Origin of the sequence: Pseudomonas sp. HS-18, assembly GCF_020401845.1 — a bacterium.
GTDB classification, from domain to species: domain Bacteria; phylum Pseudomonadota; class Gammaproteobacteria; order Pseudomonadales; family Pseudomonadaceae; genus Pseudomonas; species Pseudomonas nitroreducens.
Genome location: NZ_CP084413.1, coordinates 1,794,448 through 1,808,037 on the forward strand (window position 1 = coordinate 1,794,448; position 13,590 = coordinate 1,808,037).

General features: G+C 47.2%; 11 protein-coding genes. All 11 read right to left on the bottom strand.

The features are described from left to right. Nucleotides 1–6: 6 nt before the first annotated feature. The 11 genes from LDJ84_RS08315 to LDJ84_RS08365 all read right to left on the bottom strand — a co-directional run bounded on the left by LDJ84_RS08315 (nucleotide 7) and on the right by LDJ84_RS08365 (nucleotide 13,579). Nucleotides 7–1,113, bottom strand: a complete 1,107-nt coding sequence (locus LDJ84_RS08315) for a polysaccharide biosynthesis/export family protein (protein ID WP_037007649.1) — start codon at nucleotides 1,111–1,113, stop codon at nucleotides 7–9. 166 nt (nucleotides 1,114–1,279) lie between these two features. Then, entirely contained in the window at nucleotides 1,280–2,695 is a 1,416-nt protein-coding gene (locus tag LDJ84_RS08320) for an undecaprenyl-phosphate glucose phosphotransferase (protein WP_024766724.1), read from the bottom strand. A 29-nt stretch (nucleotides 2,696–2,724) separates the two neighbouring features. Next, the gene (locus tag LDJ84_RS08325; RefSeq protein ID WP_128082585.1) at nucleotides 2,725–3,645 is read right to left on the bottom strand and encodes a glycosyltransferase; all 921 of its coding nucleotides are present in this window, start codon (nucleotides 3,643–3,645) and stop codon (nucleotides 2,725–2,727) included. Then, nucleotides 3,605–4,849 carry an O-antigen ligase family protein gene (locus tag LDJ84_RS08330; RefSeq protein ID WP_081754082.1) on the bottom strand — a complete coding sequence of 415 codons (1,245 nt, stop codon included), beginning with the start codon at nucleotides 4,847–4,849 and terminating at the stop codon, nucleotides 3,605–3,607. The genes LDJ84_RS08325 and LDJ84_RS08330 overlap by 41 nt, the downstream gene beginning before the upstream one ends. Before the next feature lie 6 nt (nucleotides 4,850–4,855). Beyond that, on the bottom strand, nucleotides 4,856–5,971 hold the full coding sequence (locus LDJ84_RS08335; RefSeq protein WP_226046185.1) for a glycosyltransferase: 1,116 nt from the start codon (nucleotides 5,969–5,971) through the stop codon (nucleotides 4,856–4,858). Next, entirely contained in the window at nucleotides 5,968–7,110 is a 1,143-nt protein-coding gene (locus tag LDJ84_RS08340; protein ID WP_157837674.1) for a polysaccharide pyruvyl transferase family protein, read from the bottom strand. The genes LDJ84_RS08335 and LDJ84_RS08340 overlap by 4 nt, the downstream gene beginning before the upstream one ends. Nucleotides 7,111–7,214: 104 nt before the next feature. Then, nucleotides 7,215–8,147: a nitroreductase family protein gene (locus LDJ84_RS08345; RefSeq protein WP_128082584.1), complete on the bottom strand. Its 933-nt coding sequence runs from the start codon at nucleotides 8,145–8,147 to the stop codon at nucleotides 7,215–7,217. Next, nucleotides 8,131–9,363 (bottom strand): hypothetical protein, encoded by a 1,233-nt coding sequence (locus tag LDJ84_RS08350; protein WP_164488239.1) that lies wholly within the window; start codon nucleotides 9,361–9,363, stop codon nucleotides 8,131–8,133. The genes LDJ84_RS08345 and LDJ84_RS08350 overlap by 17 nt, the downstream gene beginning before the upstream one ends. Beyond that, nucleotides 9,350–10,501 (bottom strand): non-hydrolyzing UDP-N-acetylglucosamine 2-epimerase, encoded by a 1,152-nt coding sequence (gene wecB / locus LDJ84_RS08355; protein WP_037007648.1) that lies wholly within the window; start codon nucleotides 10,499–10,501, stop codon nucleotides 9,350–9,352. Before wecB ends, LDJ84_RS08350 begins: the two co-directional genes overlap by 14 nt. 305 nt (nucleotides 10,502–10,806) lie before the next feature. Next, the gene (gene rfaH / locus LDJ84_RS08360) at nucleotides 10,807–11,304 is read right to left on the bottom strand and encodes a transcription/translation regulatory transformer protein RfaH (RefSeq protein ID WP_024766723.1); all 498 of its coding nucleotides are present in this window, start codon (nucleotides 11,302–11,304) and stop codon (nucleotides 10,807–10,809) included. A gap of 37 nt (nucleotides 11,305–11,341) precedes the next feature. Next, nucleotides 11,342–13,579 (bottom strand): polysaccharide biosynthesis tyrosine autokinase, encoded by a 2,238-nt coding sequence (locus LDJ84_RS08365; protein ID WP_226046565.1) that lies wholly within the window; start codon nucleotides 13,577–13,579, stop codon nucleotides 11,342–11,344. Between the last annotated feature and the right edge of the window lie 11 nt (nucleotides 13,580–13,590).

Genomic DNA, 13,590 nt, shown 5'->3' on the forward strand with positions numbered 1-13,590 from the left:
GATGGCTCAGTTGTTGTTCAGGTTGTGCTGGATGGAAGAGCTGGTGCCGAGAATGCCGGCGGACGGAACCAATTGGCTGATGAGGCGGTTCCAGCGGGTCACGCCGGCCGGGCCGACATAGACGACGTCCTGCGGCTTGAGCTGGAACTGCTGGGCGAGGATGAAGGCTGTGGGCGAGTTGGCGTCAAGCTGGAAGACCTTGGCGCGCTCGGTCTCCAGGTTCTCCACGCCACGTATGACGTAGACCGCCTTGCCGTTCGCGGTGGTCTGGTTCAGGCCGCCTACGCTGCCCAGCGCATCGGCCAGGTTCATCTCGCGAGTCTTGAAGGTCAGCGCGCGCGGCGCGTTGACCTCGCCCATCAGGTAGACCTTCTTGCGATCGTTGTAGGGCAGGTAGATGCGGTCGCCATCCTTCAGGTACAGGCTGTACAGGTCGGAATCCTGGGCAGTGTTCAGGGCATCCAGGTCCAGGCGGTAGACCTGGTTGTCGCGCTTGAGCGTGAGGCCGGAAAGATCCGCGTTGGTGGTGTCCAATTCGGCGCTGCCGATGGCCTCCATCAGCGACAGGGGCGTGGCGGTGATGGCTTGCGGACCCGTCTTCAGGAAGGCGCCATTGAGCACGACGCGCTGGCTGCCGTAACGCATGACGGCGATATCCACCTGTGGCTGCTCGACGTAGGCGGCCAGGGCGCTGGTAATGGTCCCGCGTACGGCCTCGATGGTGCGGCCGCCGACCTTGATCTGGCCGATGTAGGGATAGAACAGGGTTCCGTCGGGGCGTACCAGACGACCGTTGGCGTCCAGTTGCTGCTGTTGGCCGGCGGGAGTCGTCAGCTCCGGGTGGTCCCACACGGTGATGTACAGCAAGTCGCCGGGGCCAATACGGTAGCTCTCCGGACGATAACCGATCAGTTCCTGGGGAACTAAACTCTGCTGCTGCGTCGCGGCCTCGACGGCGAGCAGCTTGGGTGTGATTTGCACCAGTTGGACGCGGCTCGACTCGGCCGAATCCTCCTGCATCAGCCTTCCTGTATCCAGGTTCTGGCCAGGGGAGAACATGCACCCCTGAAGTGCGAGGGCGGACAGGATCGCAAACGACAACGGACGGATCATGGGGAGGCTACATAGGAGTAGTGATTAAAAGGCGCAGGGCGCCTGTTCTTGATGGCACAGGGGGCTGGCCAGGAGGCTGCGCAAGGTAGCAATCGGGAGGCTTTGGGGATGTAGGAAAAGACGAACAGTTATCGACAGGGAATTCGCTAACGGAGGAGTGGTTCGCTCAGTACGCGTTCTGGTGCACGAAGCCCTTGAACAGAGTCAGGAAGACGATCTTCAGGTCCCACCACAGGGACCAGTTATTGATGTAGGCCAGGTCGAACTCGACGCGTTTCTGCATTTTCTCTAGGGTATCGGTCTCGCCACGCCAGCCATTGACTTGCGCCCACCCGGTGATGCCCGGCTTTACCTTGTGGCGCAGCATGTAGCTGCTGATCTGGCCCCGGTATTCCTCGTTGTGCGCGATGGCGTGCGGACGCGGGCCGACGATCGACATGTCGCCCATGAACACGTTGATGAACTGCGGCAACTCATCCAGCGATGTACGGCGCAGGAACGCGCCCAGCGGCGTGATGCGACTGTCATTGCGAGTCGCCTGGGTGACAGTTGCTCCGTTCTCCATCACGCGCATGCTGCGGAACTTCCATACCTCGATCGGCCGACCGTCGATGCCGTAGCGCTTCTGGCGGAAGAACACAGGCCCGGGGGAGGTTAACTTTATAGCCACGGAGATGAACAGCATGGGCAGGGCGATCAGGCAGAGGATCAGAGAGGAAAGAACGATGTCTTCCAGACGCTTTACCAGCGCACTGGCGCCCACCATGGGGCTGTCGAAGATGCTGATGGTAGGGATGCCATCGATGTTCTGGGTACTGGCGTGGAGCAGATCAAACACGAATACATCGGGAACGATGCAGACCGAAACGGTGGTGTCGCTCAATTGCTCCACCAGCCATTTGATGCGTGCCTCGCTGCGCATTGGCAGGGCGATATAGATGCGATCCAGGCCGCCAGTGCGAGCACGCTCGACCAGATCCTTCAAATCGCCCGAGATGGGAAGTCTTACCTTGCCATTACCCAAGCTGACCGGTTCATGGCGCATATCGTCATAGAACCCTACGAGCTCCAGTCCCATCCAGGGAGCGCTGGCTATATTGGTTGCCAGGCGCTGGCCCAGGGTGCCCGCCCCGACAATGGCTACAGAGCGGATATTGAAGCCGCGGCGGCGAAGCGTATGCAGCGCTGTGCGCAACAAGATGCGATAACTGCAAAGCCCGACAGCTACCAGGGAAAACCATTGAAGCTGGCCAGAGCCGTCGAGCAGGGTAATTTCCGGTATTAAATAATCTGCGACAGCTACGCCGGCAAAGCTGACCGCCCAAATCCCCGCTACCTTGCGCAGCTCCTCGCGGATGCGCTCGCCGCGCCACGAGGTGTAGAGCTGTCCGAAATCACTCAGCAGATAGAAGATAACGAGCGCAAACAACGTGGCGATGACGGCTGAGTAATCCCATTGTGCTGTATTGGCCGTGAGAACAATCTCCATGCCGACACAGATGACACAGAGGTCGAGCAACTTCTGCAGGACGGATATCGTGGCTTGATGGGGGCGGAGAATTCCACTTTCCACTCTGTTCATTTTAAACTCCACAGACTTAATTAAGTAAATTATTCTCTCCAGTAGGCCTTGTGCATGCTGAGTTTAGATTTAATGCCGATGCTTAAAAGTGATTCTCTTTTTCCAAGTTTATAAGCCAGAATTTTTAGGAAATTTCGTAGTCCGGCCAACGGCCATAGATGTATATTTGACAAGCCAAGATATTTTATTTCAGATTTCACAAAGCGAAGCCCTTCCCCACCAGTTCCGCCGAAAGCTTCTACTATCCACGGCTCTCTAGCGTGGAAGACACCGATGTCAAAATATCGTCGAAATTCCTCTCTGATTGTGTAGTTGTGAGAATGCCTGCATTCGGCATTGCTTGCATAAAATATCTTCCAGTCGGATAAGATGGATTTTGCGCCAACATACATGTCTTCTGAAAGTATTACGTGTTCTGGGAATCCGCCTGTACTTTCGAGCATTTCCCGGCGATATGCAGAGAATGAGTTGGATAGAAATGGTGTTTTTATTCCGTATATGATGGAATTACTTATATCTTTTTGTTGGGATTTTGTACCATAGTTGAATAGTCTTGCATGAGCTGCGAACTTATTAGCGTTTACGTGTGGCAACTGCCTGCCATATACTGCTCCTACTGTCTTGTCTTGGAATGGAAGTGTGATGTTTTTGAGAGAGCTTTCATCCTCTAGGTAGGCATCTTGAGTTAGTAATATATATAAATCGTAGTTGGGGTTTTCATTAATCGCATATTGCCGCGTTCCGCCGTGATTGAAGTCTTTCTTAGGGATGCTTAGAACTTTACAGTTAAATGATTTTGCCAGTTCAGATGTTCCGTCGGTAGAGCTAGAATCGATAATTATTGTTTCAAAAGAAATGTCTTTTTGAATATTTAAAGAACGTAGTAGTCGCTCAAGCTCTACGCGCCCATTATATGTTGGAACTATGCATGCTATTTTGTATTTCATTATATCTCTCTACGGCTGTTGGTGGGCCATTTTCACGGTATTTAAAAGAGGACGATATGAGCGGTAGGGCTGTGAAAAGTGCTATTGCAGGAAAGACTTCGATACTCTGGTAGACAAGGCTTTGAAGCATAAATGCCGCTGATGCTGATTTTAGGAATAGATGACTTTTTGATATTGATTGATGACATGATAGCAATAGACAATAAAATATTAACGCGCCAGGGAGGCCGAGGTTGAATATTTGTTGTAAGAAAGAGGACTCAACGATAGTACTTGATTTTTCTGTTATGTTAGCGGTTGCATTAGTTACTTTCCCGAAGTTGCCTCCACCGATTATGAGTATATCTAAATCGATTTTTTGAATCGCTGTAGACCAAATTGCTGTGCGCTGATCATTTCCGCTGGATTTTGTATCGAAGGCACTTTGCAGTCTCTCTGATATCTCCGGAGTTAAAAGGGGGATGGTTATAAGAGGGATTGCAATTATGGCTACCAGGGCGAGTATTTTTTTAAAATTCCTTTTTTTGATTTGTGAAAAAAAAAGGAAATAAGACAATCCGAATACTGTCATTAAAAATGCAGATCTAGAATAAGATGCTAGAGCTATCACTATATAGGCTATGCTAAGTAATTGTTGTTTTTTTGAATTTTCCCTGTTCGCATTTTCTAAGCAAATGAAGGAAAGCATAATTACTATTATTGGATAATGAAGATAGCTTCCTGTTATTGAGGCTGGGCGAACTCCTTCATTAAGCCAAGAACTCCCCGGGAATATTGAAATAACATTAATTTGTTGAAGTGTAGCGATCGTTGTAAGTATTAATAGAGCAATGTGTATTCGGTGGGTGAATTTTCTCGATGATATTTTGTAGTTATAGCTTGCGCATAAAGTTGTGAAGTACACCCAAGCAATTATTATTGAAAAATATGCCCCTTCCTCCCAGTCGCCATCAATCAATGTCGTGTAAAGGAAAGAGGTGATTGATATCAATATTAGGGAGAATGAAATTAATAGATTTTTCTTTAGTTTTGGCTTTATAGGCGTGGAGTATCTCCAGCATGAGTAGGAAATAAATATTCCCCATGCTAATACTTGTAGAAAATATGCCACCGATTTTGGCGCAACGGTTTCTATAGCTCCGCGGCTGATGATGAAGCAGAGCCCCGTTGAGAATAGGACAGGGACAGCGACTCGAAAATTAAACATGATGGTTTATTTAGTGTGAAATCCTAATTCTGATAAGGTCTCATTGAAGATATTTCTTTGATCCGAATAATATTCTTTATATTTCTCATCCCATATTTTTTCTAACTCAAGGCTTGGTTTGAAATTTCTCATTTCATTGATAAACTCTTTTTTTATTGAATTTTTTTCAATGAATCGATCTATCACTATCCCTGTTCTGTTTTTATTTATAAAATCCGATTGAGGGATGATGCTGTTTGTAATTGCAGGGGTGGAGAAACATAGGTGTTCATAAAATTTGTTTGGGGCCGCATATTTGTGTAAATAAATTTCCGGGCAATAGTACATCCAAGAGTAATCAATTTTGGCGTAAAGCTCTGGAAGTTGATGAGATGAAAATTTCCCAAGAAACTTAATATTAGATAATTGACTAGACTTTTCGTTGATATAACTCGCTAGTGGTCCATCTCCAGAGATTATAAGATCAATGTTATCGGGGTTTTCTGATGCAAAGTTTAGTAGTAATTCTAGCCCTCTAGAACTATCAAGAGTTCCAAAATATCCTAAGGTCGTTTTCTCTGCGCCTATTCTTTTGACTTTTGTTTTTTGCGGAGAAGAGAAGTTGGGGATGTTTTCCAGAATTAGGTGTGTGGCAACTGCCTCTTTCAATCCGAGCCTATCCTTGTAGTAGGTTAGTCGGCTTTCAATTGGGAATATTGCAAGGAATGCTTTTCGGACTAGAAAATACTCAAATCTGTCAATTATCCTCCCAAATGGTAGTTTTTTAAATCTAGCTTGAGAGGCTGGATCTACTACATCAAAAACCACCTTACATCTTTTTATAAAGCTCGCCACTAATACCGGAACATAAGTATCTAAGTCCATGCAAATACATAAATCATCTTTGTCTATCTTGCGTAGGGTGAAGATGAAAAGGTAAAGCAGATATAGAGGGTATTTTACAAAAGTCCATCCACCATCTTTGGGGAGAGGGAAGCAGTGTAGCCCTTTGCAGCCTGGCGGTTCTGCGCTTCTCTCTTTTTTTTCCCAAGTGCAGTAGCTAATATCTTCGAATATCGAACCGTATCGAGTAGTTCGAGAGTCAGCGGATAAAGGGAGCCCCCTAAATATTGTTATCTTCATTTGTTGATAGAACTTATTTTTCTATGTGCGATAATATTTTTCATGTTTTTATCAAGGCTCAGAGCTGCATTCATACTTTGTTCTCTATTAATTTTGCTTGGAGGTGATTTTATTGATGCTAAAGTCGCTTCGACTATCGATGTTTCCTGCCCGATAATTTCATCGAATACAAAATCCTTTAAGCCAAAATCAAACATGAATTGCCGGGTTTTTTCATGATAAGCAATTGCAATTGTAGGTTTAGATAGCGCTAGACCATATATAACCGAGTGTGTTTTATGACCAATAATTGCTGCGGATTGATTGAAGATGTTAATGGTATCCTTCGGGGATACATCGTTGTCGATGTAGCTAACTCCTTCTGGAAAGCCTTCTACGATCTTCATGAGAAATTCACGTTCATCGCCACTAAGGTTTTTATATTGCATTGGAATAAACACCACGCCATACCCAGAGGCAACAAGTCTTTCCGAAATATTTCGCCATGCTGTAACATATTTTTCTAGATATTTTTCATTTGTTATTCCGGCTGTATAAATTGCACAGATAATATTCTTCCCATTTCCGTTTTGACTATCTAAGGTTTTTTTTGCAGCAAGAAATACACTATCGGGTGCGATTTGTGGGATTGACTTTGAAATAGATTTTACGCATCGAATACTAAGTTCATCACGTACAAAAATCGCATCGCAATTATCAAAAATCCTTGAAATTGATTTCAATGTAAGAGTTGAGGCGCCATTAAATGGGCCAATTGATTGTGACCATAGAGTGATATGCTTGCCAAAAAGCTGAGCAATCGCTAATGATATTAATTGAGAGTTTATGCAGTTCTTCTCCAGCACGTTTGATATATGATGCCCGCCTGTGCAAATTACTTTGTCGCAATTTACAATTTGAGATATAAAATCTTTCCCAAAGATTCTGGAAAAAAACTTCCCTGTATGATCGAATTTATTTGAGTAGAGTAGTATAAATATCCTATAAAATATATGCCTCATCATCAGAGAGTTTGCCTTTTTAATGGCTGATTTAATGAATCCATCTGTTTCGGCGCGGAATAATTTTCCTCCGGGCCAATATGTAGTGCTCATTTCCTCTTCATACCAGAATGGCTTTTTTCCATCGCTGCTAGACATGGATATTTGGGAGGTTGGGTCGGCAGATTTTATACAGCCTATTAGGTAGTAAAGAACGCTATTATCGCCCTTATTATGTGAGCAGTGGTTAAGTATAAAAAATTTCATTTTCGCTCTACTATATATTCGGCCAAAGATTTCTTTCCAGGCGTTGGTGCGCCTTGTTCAGGAAGACCAACAATCACATTGAATGCTATTTCACAATGGCTTGGTATTTTGAGCGCTCGCCGAAGAGAACTTTCTTCCGTTTTGTTAGCATGAGACCAATTCAGCACGCATGCCCCTAGACCTAAAGAGTGAAACAAAAGTAGGGAGTTCTGAAACCCCAGGCTCGCATCGATGTATCCTGTAAGTGATTCGTGTGGGAGATGGTAAGATCTGGAGTCAAAGCAGACAGATATAAATAGATAACTCCCCGATATTGACGTTGCGCCTTTGTTTAAAGTTGAGCACTCCTTAGCTAAAGCGGTGGTTGTTGCTAAGTAAGTTACTATTGTTTGTCTGTTGCAACTTGATGGCGCCCAAATGCAACCAAGCAATGCTTTTTTGATTGTATTTATGTCCGGTACTGTGTCTTTAAAATGACGAATACTTCGCCTTTCTTGTATTGCCGAAAAGAGGTTTTCGAATGGAATCTTATTGTTAAATATATATGGAAAGTTGTTGTACTCTTCGCTGGTCAGATCGGAACTTTGAAGTCTTGTATGAAGGTTAAGTATTTCTTTCGCCCATATCGCGGTTTCGCTTGATGATTGAACCTTGTTAGTGGAGTTTAAGTTTTTCTCTAGGGCAATAGCGAGGCTAGCGCTGTGCCCTGGTTTACGATTATTTGTTTGTAAGCCTTTGTCTATAATGTGAGCTTGTTTTCTTAGTATGCCTAAAGTGTCTCCGCGATCATCTGGATCCTCATGGAGGCTTGTATTATTTATCTTACTTATTTTTTGGTATAAATGACTGTTTAATAAGACGAGTTTTGGTCTATTTCGCAGGAAGTTGTAAATTGCCCTTGGGAGCATTTTTTTAAGGACGTTTTTCAATTTTATTCCGCCTGGTTAGAAGATAAAAATATCTCGCGAATAGCGTGACTGACAGACTTGCTGTGAGTCCATATATAATTGATGACTCCACGGGCAGATGCTTTAATGTAATTAATAAGAATAAAATATACACGGGAAGGCCAAGCAACATGGATTTTGTTGCTATGATCATTTTTTTTTCGGATAGTATAAAGTTTGAAGTCACGTATATGGCTAGGAAGATTGTTGTTAGTGTTGAGATGCTTGTTATATAACTTGAGACATAAATGTATAGTTCGGTAGGTTCGGTTTTAAGCCATAAGTAGACTTTATTAACCAATTGGGTGTATATCAGTAGGGTTATAAAGGTTAGGGGGAGATCTATTTTTAATACCCTATATTTTTTTTTCTCGTATGCGGTCATGTTATCTTCATATAAATTTACCAAACCTTTTTGAAGGCCGATAGATAATATTGAGGATAGGGTAGATGAGGCTACTATTAGCCTAAAAAGTATAGAGCGATTATTATGCTCCGAAATTTCGCTTTGTATAAAATATGATATTATTTGTGGTGAATTAAAATATATGTACCAAATTATGTTGTTTGGTATTAGTGGGAGTGAGGTTGTTTTCCATAATGGTATAAGTTTCTTAAATATATTCTTTTCTGAAGTGCGGGGAGTTTCAGGTTGGTTATTTTTAATTTTCCAAAATATTAGTATTGTTACTATAAAGTGAGCCGCGCCTTCTACTATAATGACTGTGTTGAATTTTATTTTGTTGTTTAGTGTTTGCGATATTATAAATATACTTAGATACGATAGCCCTATTATGCTTTGAAGTGCAAAAATTTTGTTTTCACTAGTGCTGGCTCTTGCAAATTCAACTGTGCAAGAGAAAAGTGCATAAATTAAACTCATTCCTATGCATGTAACTATCGGGGGGGTGTTTCCTACTGCGGATAATAAGAAAATTACAAAAACTATTGGTGTTGCTTGTGCTAGGATTTTTGATATATAAAAGGCTTCTTTGTGGAAGTTAGGGGTTGCCCCGTATCTGAATAAGGTTGACCCTAGTTGGAGTCCTGTGATTTGTGAAATTATTTGCCATGTTGAAAAGTATAGCGTGTATTCTTTAAAGCTATTTCCGTCCATGGCAAATGCCAAAAGGAAAAAACCTATTAATGATAGTCCGCGAACAGATATTAGTATTGCTATTTTTTTAATGTAGTGCATTTTTATTGTTTGAATTCCATTTTATTAGTTCATCTATTATTCTTCTTGCTGTTTTCCCGTCTCCGTATGGGTTGTGCGCATAACTCATTGATTTATATTCATTTTGGTCTGTTAGCAAGGAGTTCAATGAGCGAACAATAGTGTTAGTTTTCGTTCCCACGAGTTTTACTGTTCCAGCGGATACTGCTTCGGGGCGCTCGGTTGTGTCTCGCATAACCAAGACAGGCTTTCCTAGAGAAGGTGCTTCTTCTTGAATTCCTCCGGAGTCGGTCAAGATGATATGCGCTTGACTCATTAAGTAGACAAATGGGAGATAGTCTAGTGGCTCAATTAGGTGAATGTTCGGAATTCCGATTAGAAGACGATTTACGGGCTCTCTCACATTCGGATTAAGGTGGACGGGATATATGATGTCAACATCATGGTGTTGCTGAGCGACTTCCATGAGGGCTTGGCAGATGCGCTCGAAACCGCCACCGAAACTTTCGCGACGATGGCCCGTAACAAGAATGATTTTGCGGTTCAAGCTAAGGTGCTTAAATGGTTTTCTCGCTTGAGCCTGGAGTGATGGATCTCTATCGAGGCGGGCCACTACGTCCAAGAGAGCGTCTATCACAGTATTGCCAGTCACTATGATGGAGTCGGGAGGTATCCCTTCACGCAGGAGATTATTCCGTGAGGTTTCGGTTGGAGCAAAGTGGAATTGGGCAAGCGCCCCGGTCAGCTTACGGTTAGCTTCCTCCGGCCAAGGTGAGTAGAGGTTGCCGGTGCGCAAACCTGCCTCGACGTGAGCAACTGGAATCTGGTGGTAGTAAGCTGCCAAGCTGGCGGCAAAGGTTGTTGCGGTATCGCCATGAACCAGAACGATATCTGGCTTGTATGAAGCGAAAACCTGCTTTAGCCCCTGCAGGACGGCATTAGTTATATCGCTCAGATCCTGACCAGGTTTCATTATGTTAAGGTCAAAATCAGGGACGATGTCGAATAGCCCCAGCACCTGATCTAGCATTTCTCGGTGTTGCCCGGTTACACAAACTTTAGCTTCGAAGCTTTTACTTGCAGCTAGTGCTAGGGCGAGCGGAGCCATTTTGATAGCTTCAGGACGAGTACCAAATATACACAGTGTCTTGATAGTCATAAAATTTCCTGCGTAACGTATTAAGATACATTGATCTTGCTTGGTAGAGTAGAACGTGAGCCGAAGCTAGACTTGTCTTCTCAAGGGGAGTGCTGATTAAAAAATATTACATGAGTTTCGAATTTTATTAGATCCGAGCCTGAAGTAAACGGAGATGTCTTCGAGGCGGCTCGATATATTAATAGGCACGCTACCGCCCCAGGAATTTGCGTTGAACTCCAGAGACGCAATGCCGAGATGTTAATACAACCCTAACCATTCTCTATTGGGTTGGATTTTGAGTTGAAATTCTGCGGAGTTATTTGTTAAGTAGTTCTATCCACTTTATTAAGCGGGACGCTAATCTGAAATTCTCGCTGTAAAAGTTTAAGAAGGAGTAAGACTCTTTCCGTTCCATCTTTGGCGAGGAAAATAGCTTCAATACCGTTGCTGACGGACCATTTTATAAAAACTTTATCACCGGGCTGTAATTCTTGCTTTCTAGGTATTTCCTGGTATCGAAGCCGGTCGATAATATTGCTTGAAACTGGGAGTGGGTTGGGGCCGAACCGAACGATCTGATTGACGCCACGCGTTGAGCGAATCGGCATCCAGTTGTCCCGCGATGTGTCCAGTTCGATAAAGAGGTAGCCAGGAAAAAGTGCTTCCTCCTGGCGGACCCATTGGCCATTCCTCAGCCGTTCAATCTGGTGGGTGGGCAGCAGGCACTCATACCCCTGGTGTTGCAGATGTTCGAGTGCACGAAAGTCCTGCTTGGGTTTGCACTGCACCAGGTACCAACGTTTTTCCGCTTTAGATTGCATGTCTCTCTCCCCTGGCGGGGGTATGGCTCATGGGCAGTCAGGACTTGTCCGATAGGTACTCGTACTGATAGTTGCTATAAGCGCCATTCCCGTAGTAGTCCGCTGCGCGGCGCATCACGCCGTTGAGAATGGCTCCTTTGAGCTGGATTCCATTCTGCGCGAAGCGGCGAATGGTCAGTTCGATCTCGCGTGGGGCGTTCTTGCCGAAGCGAGTGACGATCATGCTGGTGCCTGCCTGGTGTCCAACGATGGCGGCGTCGGTAACGGCGAGCAGGGGAGGAGTGTCCAGGATGATGAGGTCGAAGGCGTTGCTCGCGGTTTCCAACAGGTTGGTGAAGTTCGAATGCATCAGCAGTTCGGAGGGATTCGGGGGAATCGCACCGCGCGAGATGAAGTAGAGGTTTTCCACGTTGGTCTGCTGCACTGCCTGTTCGAAGCTGCAGCGGCGAATGAGCAGGTCCGAAAGGCCGGACTTCTCGCTTACGCCCAGTGTCTTGTGTAAATAGCCCTTGCGCATGTCGACATCGATCAGCAGTACACGCTGTCCGGTCTGGGCGATCACGGCAGCCAGGTTCGAGCTGACGAAGGACTTGCCAACATCCGGGCTTGGGCCGGAGATCATCAGGCGGTTGTCGCCGGACTCCAGCATGGCGAAGTGCAAGCTGGTGCGCAGGCTGCGCAGGGACTCGATAGCCAGGTCAGTCGGATGGCTTGTCGCGAGCAGGGGGGCGGCAGCACGGCTGTCTTTCTTGCCGCCACGGCGTTCGTCTTCCGCGGATTTGTGCAACACGCTGAACGGAACGGAGGCGTAGACCGGCAGGCCCAGTTGTTCGATGGCATCTACCGTTTCGATGCCGCGGTTCAGGGCTTTGCGCAGCAGCACCAGGGCGATGGCGGTAAACAGGCCGAGCAGGGTGGCGATTGCAACGATCAATGCCTTTTTCGGTTTCACCGGCTTGGTGGTGTCGACATCGGCGCTATCGATGACACGCACATTGCCCACCGCGCCTGCGCGCACTACGTCGAGCTCCTGGCTCTTGTTCAGCAGTTGCGTGTAGATGGTGGTGCTGACCTCGACATCGCGAGTCAGGCGCAGCAGGTCCTGCTGGGTTTCCGGCAGGCCTTCGACGCGCTTGGACAGGCCATTCTGCTTGGCGGTAAGTTCGCCGATCTGCTTGGCCAGGGCCTGGTACGCCGGGTGCTGGCGGGTGAACTTGCGGTCCATTTCCGCCTGCTGCAATTTCAGCTCGGAGATGCTGGTGTCCAAGGCGACGCTCTGGTCGAGCAGGGCTTTGGTTTCCAGGCTGATATCGGCGGACTTGGCCTTGGTCTGGTAGCTGCTCAGGGCATTTTCGGCCGTTTCCAGATCACGCCGCACTTCAGGCAGTTGGCCACGGAGGAACTCGAGGCTGGACGCGGCTTCCGCCGACGCACGTTGAACGTTCTGGCGGACGTACTGCTGGCTGATTTCATCGAGAACAGCCAATGCGCGCGCGGAGTCGTCGTCGTCCAGCGACAGGTCGATGATGCCGGACTCCTTGCCGGTCTCCGAGACCTTCAGGGCGTCCTGATAGTCCAGGATGGTGCTCAGCCGCCGGTGTTTGATGACGCGAAAGCGCGTGCCGGGATTGGCGCGCAGGCCCTGGACCTGAAGCTTGATGCCTTGCTGGTCATAGGCTTGCCCGACTACACCGTCTGCGAGCAGGTTGTCGTCATCGTCGAACAGTTGGAATCTGCCGTTCTCCCCGGCAATCAGCGTGAGCTTGTCTTCCAGCAGGGCGTCGGGGACTTCCAGCTGGAATATCTCCAGCGATTCACCTCCCCAGGCAAAACGGCTCATGCCCAGAACGGGGGCTGCCACTTCGCCGGGCTGCGTCGGCTGATAATGGCGTTGCATGAAGCTGCCGATTACCGGGAACTCCGACGGCTGGACGTCGATATCCAGGTGCAGCGTGTCCACGGCCTTGCCGATGACATTGCGCGAGGTCAGCAACTGGATCTCCGTCACGGCGGGTGACTGAGGACCGCCGAGCATATCGCTCATTTCCGTCAGGCCCGGAATGCCGGGTGTTTTCTGCTCTACCTGGATGGTGGCGGAGGCTCGGTAGATTGGCGTGGCCAGCACGGCATAGGCGGCACCGGCCAGCAGGAAGCCAGCGGTGATGCCTGCGATCATCCATTTGTGGTCGAGCAACGTGCCGAACAGAGCCAGCAGGTCGATTTCGTCATCGTCACTGACGGCCGGCTGAATGGCCGGCGCTTGAGGGTATTGCATAAGGGGCTTCT